The sequence below is a fragment of the Thioalkalivibrio versutus genome (genome assembly GCF_001999325.1).
Taxonomy (GTDB): domain Bacteria; phylum Pseudomonadota; class Gammaproteobacteria; order Ectothiorhodospirales; family Ectothiorhodospiraceae; genus Thioalkalivibrio; species Thioalkalivibrio versutus.
Window position 1 is genome coordinate 1 of the sequence record NZ_MVAR01000040.1, and the last position, 23,082, is coordinate 23,082.

Here is a 23,082-nt window from a genome sequence, read left to right on the forward strand (position 1 = left end):
AAACATACAAGCCGCCTTGGCCGCGAAGCCCCCGCCAAAGCCAGAACACCACCAACGCTACCGCCGTAACGGCGCAACAGCCCGCCTCAACCCCTCATCCAGCGAAAGCACCCGCCTGCCTCCCGGCCCGCCCGATTCCAGATCAGACCAAGCGGCTCACGAGGAGAACGACAGCCCCGGAAGCGACCAAGGCCCGCAGACTCAGCCCGCCGAACAGTTGTGCGATATGTCCCCGGCCTGAGCCGCTCCTCCTTCCACGCCAGTCGCACGGCCCATCACGTCCACCACGGCATCCGCCACGGTATGCATATCCGCCTCGCTCAGCGTGTGATCCACCAGGAACATGGCACTGGTCTCCCCCAACTCGCGCGCGATGGGCAGGCGCTGCGCCGGCCGGTAGTCCGTGCCATCAAAGGCCTTCTCCAGATACACCTCGCTGCAGCTGCCCTGCAGGCAAGGCACGCCAAGGGCCTGTATGGCCTTCACCACCGCGTCACGATCCCAACCGTCCGCCAGGCGCGCCGGTTCCACATAGGCGTAAAACTTGTACCAGGCGTGCCCCACACCCGCCGGTGCCGCGGGAACCCGCAGCCCCGGAAGCCCGGACAACCGCTCAAGCAGTACCCGAGCATTGGCGCTGCGCTGCGCCAGCCACGACGGCAGCTTGCGCAACTGCGCGCGGCCAATGGCCGACTGCATCTCCGTCAGCCGCCAGTTGGTCCCGAACGACTCGTGCAACCAGCGAAACCCTGCCGCATGCTCGCGGTGGTACACCGCATCCCAGGCCTTGCCGTGGTCCTTGTAGCTCCAGGCCCGGCGCCACACCGCCTCGTCCCGCACCAGCAGCATGCCGCCCTCGCCACCGGTGGACATGATCTTGTCGGTACAAAAGGAAAACGCCGCCGCATCCCCGAACGATCCAACCGGCTGGCCATCCAGCGTCGCCCCGTGCGCCTGGGCGCAATCCTCGACCAGGAACAGCCCCCGCTCGTCCGCCAGCGCCCGCAGACCCTGCATATCGCACGGCCAGCCCGCCAGATGCACGGCGATCACCGCGCGCGTGCGCGGCGTCAGCACGGCGCGCACCGTGTCCGGCATGATGTTGCCCGACTCGCGGTCCACCTCCGCAAACACCGGCCGCGCCCCGCGCATCACGATCGCCGAAGCCGAGGCCAGGAACGTCCGCGGCGTCACCACCACCTCGTCCCCCTCGCCCACACCCAGCGCCATCAACGCCAGCTCCAGCGCCAGCGTGCCATTCGCCACGGCAATCCCGTACGCCGCCGCATGAAATGCCGAGAACTCGCGCTCGAACTCACGCCCCTCGCTACCATTCCAGTAGTTCACGCGGCCGGAACGCAGCACACGCTGCACGGCCTCCAGCTCGTCGTCCTCGAACCGCGGCCAGAAACTTTTTACCACCGTCACACCACCCTAGATCGCGAAATTGATCCGCCTGACGACGGGCCTGGCGCAATCAAGCGCAGGCCCTGGAAAAAGCCGTGCTCAAGCGGCCAATGGAACACGGCAAGAGAATCGGCCGGCCTGGAAAGCCGCCCCCAAGAGAAACGGGATAGAGACCCGAAAAGGCTCTTGGCCTATTCGGCCGAAGGGGCACCACTGGAACGCATTCGCTCCAGGATTCGCGGAGCCACGAACAGCGCCACCATCCCGAACAGGTCGAGCGTCCCGATGATACCGGCCGCAACGGCACTGAAAGGTGCAATCGCCACCGCCGCCGCCAAACCCGCAACCGCAATCACCAGACCGTAGCGCTGCCCCCGACGATCCTTTGCAATGGCACCTTCCAGTCCGCGTTCCCGCATTCGATGGGCATGCGCCTGCTCATCCACCGCCATCTGCACGATTGCGCGGCGGGTCTCAACATCGAAACGATTCAGATGATCGGGGTGCGGCAACGGCCCGCTGTACGACTCGTGGCGCGTCGCCGCCATCACCAGCTCCGAAGGTTGGGCTTCAAGAAGCCCCGCAAGCCGACTCTGGTCTTCCGGCGACAGGGCACCGCCTTCCAGCCGGCCCACCAGCTCCTCGAATGTACCGCTTTGGCTATCGGCCGTATCCGACCCGTTGTCAGGCAGGCCCTCCGTTGGCCTTTCGCTCATCGTTCTTCTCCATTCCCTGGTCGGACTGCGCGCGATTGATCCCTTCACGCAACCGTTCACCAACGTTGACCCAATGACCGGCGACTCGCTGCTGCAACGAACCGGAAGGCATAAAGGCCGAGTAGTCATGCGCCGGCCACACTTCCATCACCGAACCGGCCGCAAGGACTACCCTACCGGCATCTCGCTTTCTTACTTTCACCTGCTCACCTCCGTGCTTCACCCGGCCGGTTCCCGCATTTATCTTGGACCACGACCACAAAGCGCACAAATTCACGGTCCCCACGTCATTGAACCATCCCCGAAACCCGGCAACCACCGACCGTACGGCCCAAACGCCCCAATCGCCGAGAGGGCTCGACTCCTACACGTCCGGAACCCACACCACTGTAGGAGCCCAGCCCCATGGGCGATCAGAGCCGAACCAGACCGACCGCCCAAAGCCTCCACGCCCCTACCGGAACACCGTACGCCAGATATACCCAAGATCCTTCCGCAACGACCACTGCTGCACGTACTCCCGGTTGATCCGCACCTTGTCAGGAAAGATCACCTCGCGGTTGTAGCACTCCGGGTCATCCACCCCCGCCAGCAGCGTCTCCTCGTCGCGGTATTTCAGCGTGGCCGGCCCGGTAATGCCCGGACGCACCGTCAGGATCACCCGATCCTCCCCCTCCAGCGCATCCGCATACCCCGGCACATCCGGCCGCGGCCCGACAAAGCTCATCTGCCCCAACAGCACATTGATCAACTGCGGCAACTCGTCGATCTTGGCCCGCCGAAATAACCGCCCCAGCGGCGTAATGCGCGGATCGTGCCCGGTCGTCACCGTCGTATCCAGCCCGGTCCCCACGCGCATGGTGCGAATCTTGATCACCCGGAACACCCGCCCGTTGCGCCCCACCCGCTGCTGGGTAAAAAACCCGTTCGCGCGCGTATCCACCGTCGCCGCCAGCCACGCCAGCGCGATCAGCCAGAACGTCAGCCCCAGCCCCACGGCCGCCCCAAACACGTCAAAGCCGCGCTTCAGCGCGGCCTGCCCGTTACTCAACCCCTCCCGCATCAAGCAATCACCACATCACACGCCGGACGCGCGCGCAGAGCATAATTTTTCCGAAATATCCTGGGAAACCGAAAACAACTCTTTTTTTGAACAGGAATCCATCATAGAAAATCCGTTTCTCTTGAAATCTCTAACCTGATGTCTTGTTGGGTGACCGAAGTACGATCTTTTTGAAATATCTTGCTCATCGAGTCGATCCAAACCACTCTCCCCGGAAAACAGACGGCACAACAAAGGCGAAACTTCGGAAGCCATCTTCAACATCAATCCTAAGCATGTTCTTTCCGCCCCGACTTCACGAACCGCTTGCTCGATCACTCCTCCAGAGTCAAGCCGCGATTCAATGCGATGAAGAGTTACACCAAAACTCGGCTCCCGATTGTGAAGGTGCCAATAATAAGGTGACAATCCAGCGTACCTCGGCAAGGCACCATAGTGAACGTTCACTGCACCATGCGAAGGTATTGATATGAGGTCATCAGAGAAACGTTGGGTCGCACTGAACGACACGATGAGCTCCGGCTCAATAGCTCTCATATCCGCCAGAACCTCAGGTCTTTTCAAATCGTCAACAAATGAAAACGAAATATCCTTGTGAAGGCTTTTCATTAAACCATGGACCGAACCCGGGAGCTGTCGAGCCCGCAGCTCCATTGGTGCAACTTTGTTCAGCCACAACTTGAACCAAGAATACGAAAGTCCCGAGTGTTTTACGAGAGAGAGAAAGCCGCTCACATTGTTCTTAGTGCTTGGCAATCGATGAGTAACATAGACCTTCCTTACTGTATGGCCGTACTTAGCCATCCAATCTGCCAAGGCAATCATCGACCCAAGATTCCCATTTGTAATAAGAATACTACGATCAAATACACTCAAGTTAGACTCCACACTCACCTCGCTAGACCCACATCGCGTCCAGAATGACTTCGTAAATGCTCCGCAGATTGAAGCGCTCGCTCATCAACCGCAGACCGGCCTCCACCCAACTCTCCAGCTCACCAACGGACAAGCGCACCATCGCCAGCATTGTCTCAGGCTAAGCGCCAGCGAGGCCCGGTTGTTGCTGCTAATCGTCGGGCGAGCCCGCAGGGAAGCCTTCGAGCCCTGCCTGTACGGGTAATCGACCATGAACTTGCCCGGGGCAAGGCCAATATGGTTTAGCCCCACCAGCAACCCAATGAACGCCGAGCCGGTGGGTGCCACCTTCAGCAGGGCATACGCCGCGAGCCGATCGCCAACAAACAGGCCATAGTTCAGGAACGCCCCGTCCCCAGCACCGCCCGGTCAAATCCGTGCGAACAAAAGTATCGCAGTTGCTCCTCCGGCTGGTTCGCCAGAAAGCGGTGCAGCGCGTCCAGATCGTCAAGCCCCAGCGGCCGCATCACCGCCGCCTCCCCGCGCACGGTGCCCTGCACCGCGGCGTCGGCCCTGGCGCGCCGGATCTGCCGACCGTAACGCAACACCGTCACTCCACGGGCCCCCGCCTCGATCCAGCGAAACACCCCCGGAAAACGCTGCTTCACTCGGTACGCCAGCTGCTCCATGCTAACGGTACCGACCTGGCACAGCGCGGCCGATCCGCCTGTCTTCACGCATAACCTCTGTCAAGCGCCCTTCCCGGCAGGCGCCACTGCATCCTGGAGCACGCGCTCAAGCTGCACTGCAAGGTCATCCCGGCTGAACCGCGACCGCGCCAGGTCCCGGGAAGCCTCTCCGGCGCCCTGCAACCCCTCACGATCGGCCAAAAACGCTTCCAACCGCGCGGCCGCCTCTTGCGGAGCATCCGGGGGAAGCACCAGCCCAGCCCCCGTATCGCGCAGAAGCTCGGCCTGCCAGCCACCATAGTTGATCGCCACGGGCGTACCCGAGGCCAAAGCATCAAAGAACTTGTTCGCCGAGTTGGCCCACATAGACTCGAGGTTCACGAACAACGAGAGAGCCAGGTCAGCGCCCGCAAGCAGACTCGGCATTTCCCGCTTCGGAAGCGCCGGGTACATATGGAAGTTCTTACCCAACACTCCGGCATCCTCGGCAATCTGGCGAACGCGTTCCTCCTCCTGCCCCGCTCCAACCACGACAAACTGAACGTCCGAGCCATTTGCCATGGCAGCCGCGGCAATCCGGGGCACGTACCCCACGCCGTTAATCCGTCCCATCGTGCCGGCATAAACCACCAAGGGACCTTCACCCAGCTCGGGGTGACTCTCACGAAACGCGTCCCCGTCCGCAGCGTCCGGGTCGAAGAGACCCAAATCAGCGCTATTCGGGATCACGTCGACCTTAGCTTCTGGATATCCGGAGGACACTACCCCGCCTTTCATGCCAGGCGAAAGCGCCACGATCCGGCTCGAGCGCCTGTACGCAAACCGTTCCAACCACCGCGCCCCCGACCGCATCAACGGATTGGGCAACGCCCCCATAGCAATCGGCAGCTCGGGCCAGAGATCCCGCACCTCAAACACCATGGGCACCTTTTGCTTTCGCGCCGCATATGCGCCCGGCAACGCGATCGTCAACGGCGTGCTCGTGGCAAACACCACGTCCGCCGGGATCGAGGCCGCTTTCCGCGCCGACCGCCAGGCAAAGCGGACAAAAGCACGCATCCGCTCGGAATAGCCCATATGGTTGGAATACGGCACCGGCAGCCAATGCACCCGAATGCCCGCCTCCTCCGTTTCGTACCAGTCACGCTCGCCGCCTTCCTCCCGCCACGAGGTGACCATGTTCACTTCGTGGCCCATGGCCACCAAGCGCCGGGCCATCTCGTACGAGCGTGTGCCGCCGGACATCTCCGGAGTGTTGAAATACTGGTGCAGGTAGGTGATGCGCATTCAGGCTGGATCCTGTCGGATGGTTACTTTGGCGGCCGTCTGTGGGTTAGCGGTCCTTCGCGGTAAGTGCGCTACCAATCGCCCGCACGACGTGTTCCGCGGCGTGACTCGTCGTCTCCTTAACCCCCTCTGAACTTAAGAGGATACAACAAAGAGGCGACAACTAGTCTGACAGCGGGGGGAAGGCCTGCACGCACTCCCGCGCTTCAGGTTGACCGATAGCCCCCCGGGAAGCTCAAACCACTCACTTCAAAAGAAACTCATAGACCTCTTTTTTTATCCTAGTATACTTATTAAAATAAAAGATCCTGTAAAGAACTTCCCTTCTTACAAACAACCCCAGAAGCGCTTTCAAAGAAAGCTTAGCTTTGAGCTTAATCGAACCGGGCTGCTTTATTATTTTCACCGAATCCGAAAGGGAAAACGAATTCGAAACACCACCCAATGCAAAAACAGAGGAAACACAATGAGCCATCTTCCATGCCCTTTCACTCATAACTCTATGCTTCCAGACGCTGTCTGAAGATACTGGGTAATTAAGATCAAAAGGGCTCTGCAAAAGAATGCCTCTAGGACAAAATATACCTTGGTGACCCAAATCACGGGGGCCAAACCTCGTTTTCCTTACTGACGGTCGAATATAAGCATCACGGCCGCTCAGCTGAACCGTATAACAACCAACAATCTCATTCGACAGGTCGTGTTCTTCCTGGAACTTACAAAGATTAAACAAGGGATAAAAGCAATCACCCGAATTTAAGTAAATGACTGAATCCCCACTTGCGAGGGATGCCCCTTTATTCATGGCGTCGTATATACCGCGATCCGGCTCACTCACTACTACCACATTTTCATAATCAATCGAGTTAACCACCTCCCAAAAGCCATCCGAGGACTGACCGTCTACTATCACATGCTCTAGGTCGGCGCCCATCCGCACCTGGTCACTTACGGAGGCAATTGTCTCCCTCAAACCCGACGCATTATTAAAATTGATCGTCACCACGGAAACCTTGTTCATCTCGCCCCCAAAACCTGTCCACCGGATTAAGACAGTTCTTTAATTGTTAGTGTCGACCTCGCGGCGGTATCGCTTGCCGCCGACAACGCCGGAAGTTCACCACGTTGTAGATACCGTCTTGCCCCATAAGGTGCAAGGCGTGTCATTACGGGGTTGATACATGGCGGCTATCTTGGCCTTGCCCCGCCTCAGGAGGCGGTGGTAGGGGTTTGCAACTTGAGCACGCCGAAGGCGATGTGCAGGAGCTTGCGCATGGCCGACCCCGCTGGTGCCGCATCGCCGGGTTGTAGCGGGTGGCCACCACGGCGGCCATGTAGAGCGTCTTGCGCAGCCGGCCCGAGCCGGCCTGTGCCAGCCGCGGGCGCCGCTGGATCGAGGTCCCGGACTCCTGTTGGACCGGCACCAGCCCATGGAACGCCGCCACCTGCCGGGCACTGGTGAACGCGCGGCTGCGCAGCGCCGCCGTCATGGAGGCGGACAACACCCAGCGGACCCCGGGGACGCTCTCCAGCAAGGTCGGTCCCGCTTCAGGTGGTCGTGCGCGTCGAAGTGATCATCGATCTGCTGCTGTAACCGGCGGTGTTCCTCGCGTAGGGCTTGCAGAACGTTGTCGATCGACGCCTGGGCCAGGGTGTCCTCGCTGAACTGCGCCCATTCTCCTGGCAGTTCTCTTCGCGCCGGATGTCCTGTTCGAGCGCCTCCAACCGGCTGAGCAGGCGCTTGAGCTCGCGCATCTCCGGCGGTTCGGGTTGCCACGGCCGTGGCGCGCGTTCGATGGCATAACGAGCCAGCATCATGCTGCCCTTGCGGTCGGTCTTGTTGCGTACCCCCATGCCCTGGGCATGGAAGCGCACCTGGGCCGGGTTCAATACATAGACGCGAACGCCCTGCTCATGCAGCCTGTACGCCAGGGTTTCGTGATAGATGCTGGTGGCCTCCAGGTACACGTGCAGTGCCTCGGGCGACTCGCCGGTGTTGCGCTTGAGCCAGTGCAGCAGCTCCGGGTACTGGTCCCGGCAGTTCGCGAACACCTTGGGCTTGACCTTGCCCGCCTCCAGGTCCCGAACCCACATGCAGTCGAGCTTGTTCTTGCTGACATCAATGCCGATATGCATCTCGTCCTCTCGCCTTGTCCGTACAGCCTCACCCGTCCCTCACGGGGGGCTTGGATCCCGTTCAAACTTCGAGATAAGAAGGACTCGGGGGCCCATCTGCGGCACAGGTTTGTAACCTCAGGGTACAGCCGGGTTGCCCAGAGCCCGGTACGGTTCATCGTCGCGATCCGTGAACCGCAGACACAAGGGTGCCAGGTCGTCGTCATCGAGCTGTGGCGGATTGATCGGGACAGTGGCAGTGGCTGGCGGCATCCCCACCTACGCGCGTGAAGCGCTCGTAATGCGCCTCGACGCTTTCATCAAGGGCTTGCTGGCAAACTTCCGCGATAGCGCGATAACGGCCGTTGAAGACCTGCTCTGGCGTGAAGCCAGCCAACCCGCTGTGGTGGTGCTGAAGGTTGTACCAGTCAACACAAGCACTGTACCACTGCCGGATATGCGCGATGCTCTCGATTTGCCCCGGGTAGCCTGGCATTGGGGGCTCAGAAACTGACGGGATTCCACTCAGAATGACGAGAAACCCATTATCACCTCAAACCCGCCCGCCAGGCGGGAGCGGCGTCGGAATAAATCCGCGTCCCCTTTGCGCGAACCGCCTTGTAGCATTATACAATGTCGAGACAAATGCAAAATAAAAAATAACAAGCCACCAGCCAAAACCGAAAGCCTGCGGCGTGAAAGCTGAAAAATACAAACTAAACAACAAGAACCTTACAAGGTAAACACGATACACATAAGGCACGTAATAATAAAGAAAAAAAGACACAATCGCATAGGAGAAGAAAAATGCAACAAACCCCACATACCCAAAGCTTCCAAAATAGAACGCCGAGGTTCCAAACGCATTGTAGTTGTTGTCAGAGAACTCTACCCCATGCAAAAACGTTAGAGCATTGCTTTCGGGAGATCCGCCGCCAGCAAGGGTGTAAAACGGTGTCAATAGTCCCGTAAGGGGGCCGTAGACGGAAGGAGAGTCGGGGTAAAAAGAAAAAACGCCGAATTGAATGGAGTGGTAGTTATAAAGAGACGTGAAACTTCGCCCGATTGCGGAGAGCGGTGAAAGATCATAAGACATGTAAGAACGAGCAAAGCCCATCAACAACCCAATAGATAACAAGATAAGCGCCCAAAAAAACACCCTGAACATTTGGCGCGCGTCACCCCCACCAACTAAACTTCGGAGAATAAATATAAGCGCTATGTGGTATACAACAAAACGCGAACCTACGCTCAGGTTAGCTAGCAAGAAAACACCAAGAGTTAGATAATCTAGTGGCTTGATTGTCTTTTTTGACAAGAGAAACAAAAAATAGAACGGAACAACAACAAAGGCAAAAACCATCCGAACATATACACTCCCCCAAACACTCATATCGGAAAAATATACATTTCGGGCATGCTGCGGATTGAAACCAGAATCCGCCAGAATCATTGAAGTTTTTGATAAAAGAATGGCAAAAAGAATCAAAAACACCAAATTCAACTTCTCGGGAACTAGAACCTTATCGGCCACATTATGCGTTTTTCCGGAAATAACAAACGAGTAGATAAAAATGGCACAGGACAGCAACATCCCCAAAAGGAAAAGCGCCAACGACTGCAGGTGAACGATGCCACCACTAGCCATTAATAGCCAGGGTATCGAGATCATGGCACCCATAATTAGGCTTTTTGAATAGACGATATTCATCGGAAGCACCCAGACACACAATAGGCTAAGATTGTGCAGCCAATTCCGAGACGACTGTCCACGTCCCATCGGGGCTACAAGTTTTCGTAAAGCACCTTGCTTCGCACCAGCTGATAATCGGGCGGCACTAGGTGTGGGACAGAACGCGATTACCCTGGGGCCGCGAGAATGTCACGATCAAAACTGGTCGCCTCTGCGTGGCCTTTCATCTCGCACAGCGTTCGCCACATACCAGAGGTATGTATTTTGTACGCCATCCTTAAGTGCTAATTGGGGCCACCAGCCCATCTCGGCGATGCGCATCACATCCAGCAACTTCCTCGGTGCCCCATCTGGCCGACTGGTATCAAACCGCAACGCCCCCTCGAACCCGGTGACCCGCGCAATGGTCTCCGCCAGCTCCCGGATCGTGCAGTCCTTCCCCATCCCCACGTTGATATGCGAGCACATCGGTGTGGTATGGGCTTCGTAGGTATCAGCCGGCAACTCCATCACATGCACACAGGCCGCCGCCATGTCGTCCACGTGCAGGAATTCTCGGCGCGGCTCGCCACTGCCCCAGATCACCACCTCGTCGTCACCACGCTCCTTCGCCTCGTGGAAGCGGCGGATCAGCGCCGGGATGACATGACTGTTCTCGGGGTGGAAGTTGTCGTGGGGACCATAGAGGTTGGTGGGCATCACACTGCGGTAGTCGGTGCCGTGCTGGCGGTTGTAGCTCTCGCACAGCTTGATCCCGGCGATCTTGGCGATGGCGTAGGGCTCGTTGGTGGGCTCCAAGGGGCCGGTGAGCAGCGCCTCCTCGGCCATGGGCTGCGGGGCTTCGCGCGGGTAGATGCAGGAGGAGCCGAGGAAGAGCAGCTTACGCACGCCGGCCTTGAAGGCGGCATGGATCACGTTGGTCTCGATCACCAGGTTGTCGTGGATAAAGTCGGCCGGGTAGGTGTTGTTGGCGTGGATGCCCCCCACCTTCGCGGCGGCCAGGTAGACCTGGTCGATGGCGTTGTCCGCGAAGAAGGCCTCGACATCGGCCTGGCGGGTCAGGTCCAGCTCGGCGCGGGTCCGGGTGATGATGTTGGTGTAGCCGACGTCACGCAGGCGACGGATCAGGCCGGAGCCGACCATCCCCTGGTGGCCCGCCACAAAGATGCGTGCCTCGTTGCCCATGATCACTCTCTCTCCAGATTGACGGCGAAGCCGTGCTCCTTGAGCAGGGCATGGCGGCGCGCCTGTTCATAGTCGTGGGCGACCATCTCGGTGATCATCTCATCCAGGGTGATGGCCGGCTCCCAGCCCAGGCGCTCACGCGCATAGGTGGGATCGCCCAGCAACGTCTCCACCTCGGTGGGGCGGAAGTAGCGCGGGTCGACCCGCACCACCACGTCACCCACCGAGACCTTCGGGGCGTGGTCACCCTCCACCGCATCGACAATGCCGCGCTCCTCGACACCCTCGCCCTCGAAGCGCAGGGTGATGCCGAGTTCCCAGGCCGCCTTGTGGATAAAGTCACGCACGGAGACCTGCACCCCGGTGGCGATGACGAAATCCTCCGGCGCGTCCTGTTGCAGCATCATCCACTGCATGCGCACGTAATCGAGGGCGTGGCCCCAGTCGCGCAGGGCATCGAGGTTGCCCATGTAGAGGCACTGGTCGAGCCCCAAAGCGATGTGCGAGAGGCCGCGGCTCACCTTGCGGGTGACGAAGGTCTCACCCCGGCGCGGCGATTCGTGATTGAAGAGGATGCCGTTGCAGGCGTACATACCGTACGCCTCGCGGTAGTTGACGGTGATCCAGTAAGCGTAGAGCTTGGCGGCGGCGTAGGGACTGCGCGGGTAGAACGGCGTGGTCTCGCGTTGGGGGACCTCCTGCACCAGTCCGTAAAGCTCCGAGGTCGAGGCCTGGTAGAAGCGGGTCGTCTTCTCCAGTCCGAGGATCCGGATCGCCTCCAGCAGACGCAGCGTACCCAGGCCATCGACATCGGCGGTGTACTCCGGTGACTCGAAACTCACCGCCACGTGGCTCTGGGCCGCCAGGTTGTAGACCTCGTCCGGCTGGACTTGCTGCAGAATCCGGGTGAGGTTGGAGGTGTCGGTCAAGTCGCCATAGTGGAGAACGAAGTTCTGGTGCTCGACATGGGGGTCCTGATAGATGTGATCCACTCGCTCGGTGTTGAACGACGAGGCGCGGCGTTTGATGCCGTGGACTTCGTAGCCTTTGGCAAGCAGGAACTCGGCCAAGTAACTTCCATCTTGGCCAGTTATTCCGGTGATAAGTGCTTTTTTCAACTCAACCCCCATGAACTGCCACATGATTCAGAGTAAGGCTTTTTTAGAAATAGAACCCACTTCTTCCGCGTCTTACCCAGCCAATGCCTTCGTATACAATGCGGCCAAACCTTTTGATACAATAATAACTTATTTCTGATTAATTAGAATAACGCATCAAGGCTTCCTTGCTTCTACGTACATAGATTCATTTCCCTTGCGAGGAGAGCCATCTACATTGAGGTCAAGGGGATAAAACGGAAATTCACCGATTGTACTGCTTTCGGCTGATTGACGCTGAATATCAACAAACCCTGCCTCTTCTAACGCTCTACTCAGCTGGTGAAAATCCCATACCCAGTGATGGCGCTCTCCAACCTGTGCCAGGCTGACATTTTGCGCTCGGAACGCTTTTGGCAAAGCCTTCAAAACAAGCTTGATCCATACTCGCTGAAGACGATTTGGCAACACAGAAGGAATCCGCCGAAGCTTACTGCTTAGCCCCATCGAACCCTTACCCTTTCCCACAGCACGCAGATCATCCCCAACCCGTTCGCGCACATAATCGATCATTTCAGAAGAACCACCATCCGGGCTGACGCGAAGAGCCTGATAAAAGCGACCTAACTCACCTCCAGATTCTCGACGGACACATTGATCAATCAACTCCATAACCACGAAGTCCGCTTTGCCTTCATCACCTGAGTCACGTCTATTTAAATACTCTCGCGCCATATTTTCAAGATCAGGCAGAACCAACCTTATTTTTCCGCCCGAATTTAGAATTCGGAAACACTCTTCAAGAACGCTTGGTACAGAGGTTCGCGGCACGTGCTCCAAGAAGTGGGATGAGTACAACACATCTGCCGACTGGTCTTGCATAGGCAACCGATCCAACAAGTTAGCGTTTCGCACAGCTGGAGATGGCGCTGAAAAATCCAAATTAACCCAATCTGGCGAGTCGACAAATACCGGACCGCACCCAAGATTAACTTTTTTTCTGCCATCAGAAAAACTCCATTAAATCATTATTCAATATTAACGCCGTCAACCCGGCAAACAATCCCTATTCAAAATCTTGATACAATATTTCCTGCCCGGCCTTCCAGGCATGCTCGATGATCGGCTCCAGCCGATCATGCACGGGCTGCCAACCCAGAACCTCCCGTGCCGCCGTGGCATCTGCCACCAGCACGGCCGGATCGCCTTCCCGTCGCGCTTCGTCCACCACGGCAATGGGCTGGCCCGTCACTTCTCGTGCCACGTCGATAACCTGCTGCACCGAGAACCCGCCGCCATTGCCCAGGTTGAATGCCGCGCTTGCAGCGCCCTGCCGCAGATGTTCGAGGGCCAGCAAGTGTGCCCGGCAAAGATCCTGTACGTGGACGTAATCCCGCACACAAGTCCCATCCGCCGTAGGGTAATCACGGCCGTAAACAGCGATATGCGGTCGTTTTCCAGCCGCTGCCTCCAGGATGATGGGTATCAGATGGGTCTCCGGGTCGTGGCGCTCGGCCAGCTCACCTTCCGGGTCGGCACCGGCGGCATTGAAGTAACGCAAGCTCACCGAGCGCAACCCATGGGCGCGCTCGTAGTCGGCCAGAATCGCCTCCACCATCTGTTTGCTGCGCCCGTAAGGATTGATCGGCTCCCGCGGATGCGACTCATCGATCGGTTTGTAGCACGGCTCGCCGTAAACGGCCGCTGTCGACGAGAAGATCAGCTTGTCGACACCGTGGCGGACCATCGCGTCCAGCAGCTCCAAGGTATGGGAGACATTGTTGCGGTAGTACTTGCCGGGGTCGCGAACCGATTCACCGACTTCGATATAGCCCGCGAAGTGCATGACGGCGTCCACGGCGTAGCGTTGGAAGAGCACATCCAGCACGGCGCGGTCTCCCATGTCGCCCTCGACCAGGGGCACCCCGGCCACCGCATCCCGGTAGCCCGATGACAGGTTGTCCAGCACGACCACCTCGCGCCCCGCCTCCCGCAGGTACTTGACCATGTGGGAGCCGATGTAGCCAGCCCCTCCGACCACCAGGACCACCCCAGTATTCATGAGCCCTGCATCTCGATCGCCTGCCGATACACTTCCAGATATTGCGGCACCACCACGCCGGGGGAAAAGCAATCCACGGCGCTCTGGCGAGCCGCCAGGCGCAACGTATCAGCGGGCTTGTGCTGCATCACCCAGCGTACCCCCTCGGCAAAATCGGCCGCATCGAAGGCCTTGGCCAAATAGCCGTTCTCACGGTGACTGACAATATCCGGGAGCCCACAAGTATCGAAAGCGATAACAGGTGTCCCGCACGCCAGCGACTCGACACCAGTGTTCGGGAGGTTGTCCTGGCGTGAAGGGATAGCGAGGAGATCCGCCGCACTGTAGAGAACCCGCAGGCTCACATCATCATGCAGATGGCCCGTGTAGTGGATCGGGAAACCCAGATCGGGCGGTTCACGGGGTGACAGTTGACCAAAGACAACCAGCTCGAGTCCTTCGACCTCACCTCGCAGATGAGACAAGGCTTCCAGAAGCAGATCAAAACCCTTGCGTGGGTCACGACTACCACCCATGGCACCGAAAAGTAGCAGGGGCACATCCTGCGGGAGCCCAAGCAAGTCACGAGCCATCCGCTGATCAACCGGGCGCCACACGTCGGTATTGATCACGTTGGGAACCACGGAGACCGGCCAGTCTTGCATCAGCTGGCTCTCACGGGCGCAGTCCGCAAGCCAGCGACTGGGCGTGACAATGTGCATGGGTCGTTGCCAATGCTTGCGCTTGCGCTTCCAGGTCCAGCGGTTGAGGTCGAAACCGGATTCATGGGCCGGCCGATTGTGCCGGTGATAGCCGTCGCGCCAGCGGTGATCTTCGGTGTAATGCTCGGCGCCACAGAAGGCCCACATGTCGTGCAGAGTCCAGACCACTGGCTTGCGGATGTGGCCGATGTCCTTGATTGAGAGCATTTCACCGGCGACCCAGTGCATATGGATCACGTCTGCATCGCTGGTGTTGAGGCGTCGGCGCCAGCTGGACGGCAAAATTGCCGGGGAATGGACAATAGGGTTCTCTGTCTGGAGTGTGCGCCTGGAAAGGTTACCGATAGGGCCCCTGAGCATTGCCAGCACCTTCGCCCTGACGCTTTCAGGTCCATCAACCGACCAATCACCGGCGACGGCCTTATTAACCGCCATTCGAGAATCAACGCCCTGTAGTCGCAGATTCTTGTGGATTCGGTACGCCGCCCGGGCCGCGCCACCCGTCAGGTCCGAGTGATTGAGTATTATAGTTCGCATCTCAACGAGACATTTCTAACTCAACAAGGATGGTATGACCTGGAATCCACTTCCTCAAACCGGCATACAATATCCATTGAAAAGGGAAAGTGGTGTAGCGATTCACCATGTACCGTCGAAGTCGTTTGCCGCCAAAAGGCAAAAGCTTGCGAAAATAAGAGCTGACGAACCATTTTACATGATAGCGTGCCAACGGTTCACGGTGTACCGAACGCACTTTCAAAGGAAAAATTCCTTCCAGCGAACGAAAGACATCTTCATCCCAATGAGTAACATGATGGGGCGGCTTGTTAAGAAGATCCTCATTCTCAGGATCAATCCGACGCATGACTGCAGCATTTGGCACAGAAAGAATAATCTTGCCACCTGGTTTAAGAACTCCAATCATCCCTTCTATAAAAGATCGTGGATCAGATACATGCTCAAGCACCTGAAAGGAGCAAACAACATCAAAAGGCTCACTATTGTGAGAGCCCAGTTCATTCAAGTCGCGCTCAAACACCTCAAACCCCTGCTCACGCACGTACTCTGCTGCTTTCGTGTTAAGTTCGACGCCGGAGACATGGTGCCCATTGCGTTTAGCCTTACCCATGAAATGACCGACTCCCACACCCACCTCGAGAATACGTGACTCTCGGGGAATTAACGAAAGGGCCGCGTCAAACTCCCATTTATCGGAATCATAGTACCATTCGAACTTCTGAAGCTGAGCATAGAGATGCTCGTCGCCTGCCGCACCCTCCGGACTATACCAATGAAGCCCGGTAGTATCACATTGCCAATACTCGATCTTCTCCAACGCTCTGAAATCATCACCCACATCCACCCCCAATGAGGCACTCCATTTTTCAGAGATTTCGGCAGGCGACAAAACAGAAATAAGACTCGTATTATTATCGTTACTTAACAAAGATCTCATGAACACCTCGAACTATTGAGCTACGACAACTTAAGGCGAAGAAAACACCATCTAGCCAGTCGACGCGGGATAATAATCAAGTTTTTTGGAAATCGTTGATTCCGACCACCAAAATTGAATTCGAACACATGCTGGTCCGCCACTAAATCTTGGCCCACCTCGGAGGGGTGTGACAAAGTGCCGATTTCACTAGTCGGTAACTCCGCAACAGGACTAGACCTCGATCCGGTATGTGTAGACTCCTTGCCAAACCCGATATTACTGACAAGGTTTACATTAGGTGTAGCCGTCAAACCACCGCGATACCACAAGCTCGCTGTCCAAGGGTATGCCCACGAATCAAACTTTCCGGCCCTGACGCCATCGAAAATGCGCCCCCAGTAACGGCGCTCGACACGATCTGGCGTCTTTTGGGCCCAGTCTTCAGAGACCTTCCATTTATCCCAAAAGGGTATGCTTCCTTCATATTTGAGCCACTCACGGCGCCATGTGGCCCAGCCCCAGCAGTGGTTGTACTTGGAAAAGTAATACGACCCATCCCCACGCCAATGACCATTTTGAAAATTGTTTCCAGTTATAACCGAGACGCGGTCATCGTCGGCATACTTGTCGAGCAGAGCATCGCAGAACCGGAAGAAGTCGGGATGCGCGACACAATCGTCCTCGAGAACGATGGCTCGCTCCACCTGGCTGAACACCCAGTCAAGGCCACTGCTCACACGCTGTTTCAGCCCCATGTTCGAATCGGCATAATGACGGTGCACCTCGCACGGCCAGTCGACCTGCTCGACGATTTCACGCACCGCCGCACAGCGCTCTGCGTCGGTTGGGTGCCCGGGACGCGGACCATCGGCAATGATGAAGAGTTGCGACGGTCGCTGCTCACGCAGTACCGCAAAGGTCTTCTCGGTGTGTTGTGGTCGGTTGAAGGCAATGTAGGCGACGGGCGAGTCTGTCATAACGAAGCGCTCGGATATTTGGTGATCACGTTTTCAAGTGGCCGAAGGCATAGATAGGCATGATACGCTTCCAGCGTCTTGTCGCGAACACCAAACCTCCTTAGGGCACCACCGACCTTGGGAACACGAAGCACTCGCGATCGTAACTGATCCAGCGTTGTAGCTTTTACTGTCTTGTTGATCCAGTCGATGTAGTCTCGATCGATCACCGTAGAAAGCATATCTCTATCCAAAGGTTTGACGGGGACCTTCTTAAGTGCCAAGAGGTTCAGGCTATTACTCCGATTACTTTTCAGCCCCTGACTCTCGAGATCGAGGCCAACCTTGGAAAAGAAATCACGCTGCCACTGGCGATTCCGACGTCTTTCGGGCGGTAGATTGAGCATAGCCATTGCGACATCGATGTCGAGGTATGGACTCCAAGGCTCAAATCCGAATTCTCTCGGCACGCGCATCAAGTATGAGATAAGCATGATTTTCATGCGTATGGTTGTAACCACCTGGTAGCGATAGTCTCCGAGTTTCTCTTTGTTCTCATACCAGAAGCTTTCCCGCAGATCATGTGGAACACTCAACCGCAACCGTTCCGGATCCGCTCGTAAGCCATGAGTTAATCCCAGCTTAAGCAAATCACCTGGTGTTTCCAGTGTCTGCTTAGCTACACTTCCGGCCCAAGCGTCTCCAATAATTCCACTCAAAAAAGCATATCTTCCGTTCAGTCGCTCTCGAATTTTCGTGTAGAACTCATAGTGGTACATACCATGCGCGTGAGTAGAAGCCCCGAAAAGAGCATCCCATTCATCAAAATACTTGTGGAACTCGCCCAAGCTGACCATTTCCCACCGCACGTCAAATCGATTGGCCAGTGCGCGAGCGTGGACAACCTCAGTTGAGTCGTTTTGTTTCTGTGATATACCATAGGTATAACTCCGCAATCGACTAGTATTGCTCAGGCACCAAAGCAATAGACGAGAATCAAAACCACCACTGAGCGGCAAAACTATCTCTTGGTCCGTCGGCAGAGACTTTTCCCATGATTGGACTCTCTCCTTGATCAAATCGACAATATCACTTTCGCTAAGCTTGTACTCCCACCATTGCTCCAATGGATCGGCGACATCCTCTACATGTAGTACGCCATTAGGCTTCATTACAGCCCGTGAAGCGGGTGGCAAGAACCTGACCCCGTCAATTGGTGTTTGCCCGAAAACACTATATCCGTAGTCTAGGTAGTTGTAGCTCCCTTCAGCATTAAACGACACGTCGCTTAATGCTGAAACGACCTCATTGAAGTTAGTGCTTGCAACAGAAGACTCACTACTAAAAAAAAACGGCTGAGATGCTAGCCAGTCAGACTGATGCAAAACATAAGAGCCACCGTAAGATCCTGACACCTGACGCCCCATCATCTGGTTATCATCCACTTATCAATTAGATTCAAGGCTTCTGATGTACGAAGGTCTTTTATCTCGCCCCCCAACACCCCCAAAGCAGTCGAGATCGCTTGATTGTGGCTATCGCAAGCAAAAAGATGGTAGCGAAGAAGATTCTTTTTCTTACCTCGTCTCTCACAGGCATTCAGATCATACTTTCTGAAAAAACGATTCTTGAGCTGGGAGGCTTTTCTTTTCGATGCGCGCAATAGCTGCTTGTGCAAGGGAACATCGAAATCCAGCCAACCCGCGTAATAGGAGTGGTACAGTCGCAAGGATGCTTCCTGCCATATTCCTTCTAACAATTCTCGATCGCGCAAAGGATAGGTGCAGTCATGCAGGTATTTCCCATGTTCATCAGCTTCGCTTTCACTTGCGTCACGCAGCGAAATACCGCCATCAATTTCGTCAATCACCACAGTTTTAACATCTACTATCATCTGGTTATCTTCAAAAGCTATTTCAGGTGCCAGAGACCACAGACCGTTTGGGTGCCATCTCCATTTATTCGGATCGACGCAGAAATTTCCCAAACCATAGAAAATCCAACCGCCGTTATATTCTTCCCATCCTTGCGGAACGTGGGCGTGATGCCCGTGTACAATATCCGCACCGGCATCGATAAGAGCGCGCCAAGCATCTTGTCTTTCAGGCGAAGGCCATGGAACGAGCTCAGCCGCAGCATGCACTGACACAATCACCAGGTCACATTCTTCTTTTATTTTTCTTAGCTTATAAAAAATAGACGGGTCATACCCTGCAACTCCCGGTTGAGAGCCTTTTGAAACACCGAACTGTCTCTCACAATAACTTATTATGCCAAGCACAAACCCGTCACATTCGTAACGAAGTGGCTGCTGTGCATCACGCTGTGATGAGCCCGCTCCTACTGACTCCCACTCAGACTGCTGAATTGCCTCACACGTTTCTTGGCGACCCGCCTCTCCATAATCAAAAAAGTGATTGTTAGACAAAACAAGAACCCCACCCTCCCTAGATCTCGGTAGCGCTTTATTACTGAGCAAGGGACCGGCTTTATTTAAAGCACAACCTTTCAAGTTGTCATTTTTTATTACGGGCCCTTCCAGATTAATAATCAACTTTCCCGAGAATGGCAACTGCATTACTTTTTTTTCACCAGGAGCCCAGTCACCCGCCAGCTTGATAGTGCCCCTTTTTTTCACGACTGACATGTCACCACTATATCCCATTCTTTACCAGTTGATACCACTTCCACGGATGCAGACTCATCAATAGCATCTTAGTTGATATTCTTGTTTTTGAATATAGAGCGGGCGCCGCTATTGCTACCACCGCTTGGGAAAACAGCGTCACTAACGCAGCCCCTATCACCCCATAAGATGGTATAAGCAAATAATTTCCTACAATATTCACCACCATCCCCATACCAACGTACCAGTAGGTCATGTATTGAAGACCCTCTGCAATCAACCACTTCCCTCGCGCAGCACCCATAGCGACAAATAATCCGCCCCATACGTGTATCGCCAGCACCGCCCCAGATGCGACGTACTCCATTCCATATAATAATTCTATCATTGGCTTCGACAGGACTGTCATCGGTAATGCGACACATAGCGCGATAAATGTCATCAAGTCATATAGCTTTTGCACTCGCGCATAATACATACTCTCGCTTGTTTTTTTTGTTTCAAGAAGGCTTGGGAAGACAGATGCAACTATGGCTACAGGGATGAAATACCAGACTTCACTAATCTTCACGGCCGCGCTATAGATCCCAACGGCCTCGTCATTGACCATCTGCCCCAGCATGATCTGATCGATCTTCATGTAGACGGTGACCGCAACAGCCGAGAGGATCAGCGGCCAACTATCCTGTAACAACGATTTTCCGCGTTGGAAGCTGGCTTGCAGCCTTGCCAAACTCGGCCCACGCAAGCCCATCACGATAAGCAGGATAACGGCTGCTATGGCAGCTTCGGCTAGCATGGCCCAGACGAAGGCGGCTAGTGGAGCCTGCTGCAGGATCAGTACAACCTTGATCCCCGCAAACACCAGGAACACGCTGTTCTTCACCCATACCGTGTACTTGGACTGAACTTGCGATTCGAACCAGTACTCGGCCACCTCACCCACTTTGAACAGCATCATCGCGCCCAGAATGGCAACGATACTGCGGGCAAAGGGATCATCCGGCCTGAGGTAGGCAATGGCACCAAGAATCAGGAGGAAGCTGAACAGCCCGCCGAGGAGCTGGAGTAGTGCGGCTGTGCCTAGCGTCAGGCGGGCGCTATCAGGGTCACGCACGATGTCTCGGACCACAATGCCGCGTAAGCCAAGCGTCGCGACAGCCCCAAACAGCCCGGCAAAGGCCAGGGCGAAGTTCAGTAAACCGAACTGTTCGGGACCGAGGTAGCGTGCAATCCACACACCCACGAACAGTCCGACGCCCATCCGCAGGAACTTGTCGAAGAAGAGCCAGCCGACGTTGTCGACGATCTTGACCAGGTTCGGCCGATGCTCAATTCGCTTGTAGACGAATTGCGGGATGAGTCTCATCGGAGGTCAGCGCCCATAGTTATCTTCAAAGCGCTCGATGTCGTCCTCTTCCAGGTATTCCCCTACCTGCACCTCGATAAGCTGGAGCGGAATGCGGCCGCGGTTTTCCAGCCGATGCTTGAAGCCGATGGGGATGTAGGTGCTCTCGTTCTTGCTCACCGTCAGTTCTTCGTCCCCGCGTACCACGGTGGCGGTGCCGGCGACCACGATCCAGTGTTCGGAACGGTGCTGGTGGCGCTGCAGGCTCAGGCTGGCGCCGGGATGCACGGTGATCCGCTTCATCTTGTAGCCGTCGTGCTCCTCCAGCACGGTGTAGCTGCCCCAGGGGCGTTGCACGGTGCGGTGGAGGATGTGCTCGGTGCCGTTGCGCCCCTTTAGGGTCTCGACCACCTCACGCACGCGCTGGGTCTGGCCCCGGGGGGCGATCAGCACGGCGTCGGCGGTCTCCACCACGCAGAGGTCGCGCACGCCGACGGCGGCCACGAGCCGCTGATTGCCGTGGATGAGGCTGTTGTGGCAGTCGATGGCGATGGTTTCGCCCTGGAGGGCGTTGCCGTTGGCGTCGTGGTGGGCGATCTCGTGCACTGCGTCCCAGCTGCCGACATCGGACCAGCCGATGTCGCACGGCACCAGGGCGACGTTGCGGCTCTTCTCCAGCACGCCGTAGTCGATGCTGATGTCGGGCATGTCCGGGAAGTGCCGCTCCACGACCGCCTGGTCCGGGGCCGCGTCGCCCCATTCGGCGATGATCCGGTCCAGCACGGCGGCGACATCCGGGAGGTGGTGGCGCACCTCGTCGAGGATCACGCTGGTGCGCCAGACGAAGATCCCGGCATTCCAGTAGTAGCCGCCCGCGGCCAGGAACTGTTCCGCCGTGGCCGCGTCCGGCTTCTCGGTGAAGCGTTCCACTGTCAGGGGGGCCTCGTCGCCGGCGGCCTTGATGTAGCCAAAGCCGGTGTCGGGTCGGTCCGGCGTGATCCCGAAGGTGACCAGGTGGCCCGCCTCGGCGGCGGTCACCGCCTGGCTCAGGGCGGCCCTGAAGGCCTCGGGCTGGCGAATGACGTGGTCGGCCGGGAGCACGACCATCACCGGGTCCGTCTCGCGGCCCGCGGCGCGCTCCTGCTGTTGCAACCAGGCGGCGGCCAGGGCGATGGCGGGGGCGGTGTTGCGGCCTACCGGCTCCAGCAGGGTGGCGTAGGGTTGCAGGGCGGTGTACGCCTCGCCGGTGGCGTGCTCGGCGCCGGTGACGACCAGGGTGTCGTCAGCACCGATGAGGGGGTGCAGCCGCTGGATGGTCTCTTCCAGCAGGGTGCGCTCCCCTTCCAGCTTGAGGAACTGCTTGGGCAGTTGGAGCCGCGAGAGCGGCCACAGACGGGTACCGCTGCCGCCGGCGAGGACGACCGCCTTGACCGGGATGGCGCTGGGTGGTGCGTCCTTGCTCATGCGTTCTCCATGAAATCGCCGATGATGCGCGTCAGCTCGGCGACGCCGATCACCTCGTCGTCGCGCCCCAGCAGGCGCAGGCACGGGGCGCTGCCGAAGAAGCCGGCCGAGCCGGTTATGAGGACTTTCATTCTGTTCTTTGTGTTGGTGTGTGTTGATTGATGGGTTGTTTGCGGGCGGGCCCGCTCCTCCGCCATCCCGGAAACCGCGGAGCGGTTATCCGGGATCTCCCGCGTCCAGGCAATCCCACCGGTGGAGATCCCGGCTCTTCGCTTCGCTGCGGCCGGGATGACTGGGATGGTGTGCCGCACGGGTCGTTGGTATGTGGGCTGGCCCAGGGCTCGCGGCCGGCTCTGGCGGGGGCTTCGCCGCCAAGGCGG

The 23,082-nt window shown here is 57.2% G+C and carries 20 protein-coding genes and 2 pseudogenes; 1 reads left to right on the forward strand and 21 read right to left on the reverse strand.

Translation table 11 applies throughout. From position 1 onward, the window contains the following. Positions 1 to 201 precede the first annotated feature (201 nt). The 8 genes and pseudogenes from B0684_RS12895 to B0684_RS14105 form a co-directional block, all read right to left on the reverse strand. A complete protein-coding gene (locus B0684_RS12895; RefSeq protein ID WP_018650283.1) occupies positions 202 to 1,428 on the reverse strand; it encodes a DegT/DnrJ/EryC1/StrS family aminotransferase in 1,227 nt (408 codons plus the stop codon). A gap of 170 nt (positions 1,429 to 1,598) precedes the next feature. Beyond that, positions 1,599 to 2,123, reverse strand: coding sequence for a DUF2335 domain-containing protein (locus B0684_RS12900; RefSeq protein WP_018650284.1), 525 nt, complete (start codon positions 2,121 to 2,123; stop codon positions 1,599 to 1,601). Positions 2,124 to 2,577: 454 nt separating this feature from the next. Further along, entirely contained in the window at positions 2,578 to 3,186 is a 609-nt protein-coding gene (locus B0684_RS12905; RefSeq protein ID WP_026313066.1) for a sugar transferase, read from the reverse strand. A gap of 15 nt (positions 3,187 to 3,201) precedes the next feature. Further along, positions 3,202 to 4,062 (reverse strand): formyltransferase family protein, encoded by an 861-nt coding sequence (locus B0684_RS12910; protein ID WP_143592468.1) that lies wholly within the window; start codon positions 4,060 to 4,062, stop codon positions 3,202 to 3,204. Between the two features lie 377 nt (positions 4,063 to 4,439). Next, positions 4,440 to 4,778: a hypothetical protein gene (locus tag B0684_RS12915; protein WP_143592469.1), complete on the reverse strand. Its 339-nt coding sequence runs from the start codon at positions 4,776 to 4,778 to the stop codon at positions 4,440 to 4,442. 12 nt (positions 4,779 to 4,790) lie between these two features. Next, positions 4,791 to 6,017, reverse strand: coding sequence for a glycosyltransferase family 4 protein (locus B0684_RS12920; RefSeq protein ID WP_018650288.1), 1,227 nt, complete (start codon positions 6,015 to 6,017; stop codon positions 4,791 to 4,793). Positions 6,018 to 6,261: 244 nt separating this feature from the next. Further along, entirely contained in the window at positions 6,262 to 7,038 is a 777-nt protein-coding gene (locus tag B0684_RS12925; RefSeq protein ID WP_077277044.1) for a glycosyltransferase, read from the reverse strand. Positions 7,039 to 7,226: 188 nt separating this feature from the next. Beyond that, positions 7,227 to 8,153 (reverse strand): annotated as a pseudogene (locus B0684_RS14105) (IS110 family RNA-guided transposase). Positions 8,154 to 8,391: 238 nt separating this feature from the next. Between B0684_RS14105 and B0684_RS12935 the strand changes: the two are divergent. Then, a complete protein-coding gene (locus tag B0684_RS12935; protein ID WP_143592470.1) occupies positions 8,392 to 8,646 on the forward strand; it encodes a hypothetical protein in 255 nt (84 codons plus the stop codon). A 39-nt stretch (positions 8,647 to 8,685) separates the two neighbouring features. On the opposite strand, the gene B0684_RS13790 is transcribed toward B0684_RS12935, so the two are convergent. From B0684_RS13790 to B0684_RS13800, 13 genes and pseudogenes are all read right to left on the reverse strand, one after another. Further along, positions 8,686 to 9,843 carry an oligosaccharide repeat unit polymerase gene (locus B0684_RS13790; protein WP_143592471.1) on the reverse strand — a complete coding sequence of 386 codons (1,158 nt, stop codon included), beginning with the start codon at positions 9,841 to 9,843 and terminating at the stop codon, positions 8,686 to 8,688. A gap of 177 nt (positions 9,844 to 10,020) precedes the next feature. After that, complete coding sequence (gene fcl / locus B0684_RS12940; protein WP_077277045.1) at positions 10,021 to 11,010, reverse strand: GDP-L-fucose synthase; 990 nt, start codon at positions 11,008 to 11,010, stop codon at positions 10,021 to 10,023. A 2-nt stretch (positions 11,011 to 11,012) separates the two neighbouring features. Continuing rightward, entirely contained in the window at positions 11,013 to 12,152 is a 1,140-nt protein-coding gene (gene gmd, locus B0684_RS12945; RefSeq protein ID WP_018650291.1) for a GDP-mannose 4,6-dehydratase, read from the reverse strand. 132 nt (positions 12,153 to 12,284) lie between these two features. Next, a complete protein-coding gene (locus tag B0684_RS12950; RefSeq protein WP_269844078.1) occupies positions 12,285 to 13,022 on the reverse strand; it encodes a class I SAM-dependent methyltransferase in 738 nt (245 codons plus the stop codon). Positions 13,023 to 13,173: 151 nt separating this feature from the next. Then, a complete protein-coding gene (galE, locus tag B0684_RS12955; RefSeq protein ID WP_018650292.1) occupies positions 13,174 to 14,169 on the reverse strand; it encodes a UDP-glucose 4-epimerase GalE in 996 nt (331 codons plus the stop codon). Next, positions 14,166 to 15,407, reverse strand: a complete 1,242-nt coding sequence (locus B0684_RS12960) for a glycosyltransferase family 4 protein (protein ID WP_026313068.1) — start codon at positions 15,405 to 15,407, stop codon at positions 14,166 to 14,168. The genes galE and B0684_RS12960 overlap by 4 nt, the downstream gene beginning before the upstream one ends. 1 nt (position 15,408) lies before the next feature. Further along, positions 15,409 to 16,326, reverse strand: coding sequence for a class I SAM-dependent methyltransferase (locus B0684_RS12965; protein ID WP_077277047.1), 918 nt, complete (start codon positions 16,324 to 16,326; stop codon positions 15,409 to 15,411). Positions 16,327 to 16,346: 20 nt separating this feature from the next. Further along, entirely contained in the window at positions 16,347 to 17,285 is a 939-nt protein-coding gene (locus tag B0684_RS12970) for a glycosyltransferase family protein (RefSeq protein WP_077277048.1), read from the reverse strand. Further along, a complete protein-coding gene (locus B0684_RS13795) occupies positions 17,282 to 18,709 on the reverse strand; it encodes an asparagine synthase-related protein (RefSeq protein WP_143592473.1) in 1,428 nt (475 codons plus the stop codon). The genes B0684_RS12970 and B0684_RS13795 overlap by 4 nt, the downstream gene beginning before the upstream one ends. Next, the gene (locus B0684_RS12975; protein ID WP_158077144.1) at positions 18,691 to 19,911 is read right to left on the reverse strand and encodes a CapA family protein; all 1,221 of its coding nucleotides are present in this window, start codon (positions 19,909 to 19,911) and stop codon (positions 18,691 to 18,693) included. The genes B0684_RS13795 and B0684_RS12975 overlap by 19 nt, the downstream gene beginning before the upstream one ends. 7 nt (positions 19,912 to 19,918) lie before the next feature. Continuing rightward, complete coding sequence (locus B0684_RS12980; protein ID WP_018650297.1) at positions 19,919 to 21,259, reverse strand: flippase; 1,341 nt, start codon at positions 21,257 to 21,259, stop codon at positions 19,919 to 19,921. 6 nt (positions 21,260 to 21,265) lie between these two features. Beyond that, positions 21,266 to 22,702, reverse strand: coding sequence for a mannose-1-phosphate guanylyltransferase/mannose-6-phosphate isomerase (locus B0684_RS12985; RefSeq protein ID WP_018650298.1), 1,437 nt, complete (start codon positions 22,700 to 22,702; stop codon positions 21,266 to 21,268). Positions 22,703 to 22,734: 32 nt separating this feature from the next. Then, a pseudogene (locus tag B0684_RS13800) lies at positions 22,735 to 22,833 on the reverse strand (NAD-dependent epimerase/dehydratase family protein); the annotation flags it as partial. Between the last annotated feature and the right edge of the window lie 249 nt (positions 22,834 to 23,082).

Coding starts and splice junctions, on each gene's coding strand:
- B0684_RS12975 (WP_158077144.1), bottom strand. CDS start 19,911: ATGTCAGTCGTGAAAAAAAGGGGCACTATCAAGCTGGCGGGTGACTGG.
- B0684_RS12970 (WP_077277048.1), bottom strand. CDS start 17,285: ATGACAGACTCGCCCGTCGCCTACATTGCCTTCAACCGACCACAACAC.
- gmd (WP_018650291.1), bottom strand. CDS start 12,152: ATGTGGCAGTTCATGGGGGTTGAGTTGAAAAAAGCACTTATCACCGGA.
- galE (WP_018650292.1), bottom strand. CDS start 14,169: ATGAATACTGGGGTGGTCCTGGTGGTCGGAGGGGCTGGCTACATCGGC.
- B0684_RS13790 (WP_143592471.1), bottom strand. CDS start 9,843: ATGAATATCGTCTATTCAAAAAGCCTAATTATGGGTGCCATGATCTCG.
- B0684_RS12960 (WP_026313068.1), bottom strand. CDS start 15,407: ATGCGAACTATAATACTCAATCACTCGGACCTGACGGGTGGCGCGGCC.
- B0684_RS12980 (WP_018650297.1), bottom strand. CDS start 21,259: ATGAGACTCATCCCGCAATTCGTCTACAAGCGAATTGAGCATCGGCCG.
- B0684_RS12985 (WP_018650298.1), bottom strand. CDS start 22,702: ATGAGCAAGGACGCACCACCCAGCGCCATCCCGGTCAAGGCGGTCGTC.
- B0684_RS12900 (WP_018650284.1), bottom strand. CDS start 2,123: ATGAGCGAAAGGCCAACGGAGGGCCTGCCTGACAACGGGTCGGATACG.
- fcl (WP_077277045.1), bottom strand. CDS start 11,010: ATGGGCAACGAGGCACGCATCTTTGTGGCGGGCCACCAGGGGATGGTC.
- B0684_RS12965 (WP_077277047.1), bottom strand. CDS start 16,326: ATGAGATCTTTGTTAAGTAACGATAATAATACGAGTCTTATTTCTGTT.
- B0684_RS12920 (WP_018650288.1), bottom strand. CDS start 6,017: ATGCGCATCACCTACCTGCACCAGTATTTCAACACTCCGGAGATGTCC.
- B0684_RS12925 (WP_077277044.1), bottom strand. CDS start 7,038: ATGAACAAGGTTTCCGTGGTGACGATCAATTTTAATAATGCGTCGGGT.
- B0684_RS12905 (WP_026313066.1), bottom strand. CDS start 3,186: ATGCGGGAGGGGTTGAGTAACGGGCAGGCCGCGCTGAAGCGCGGCTTT.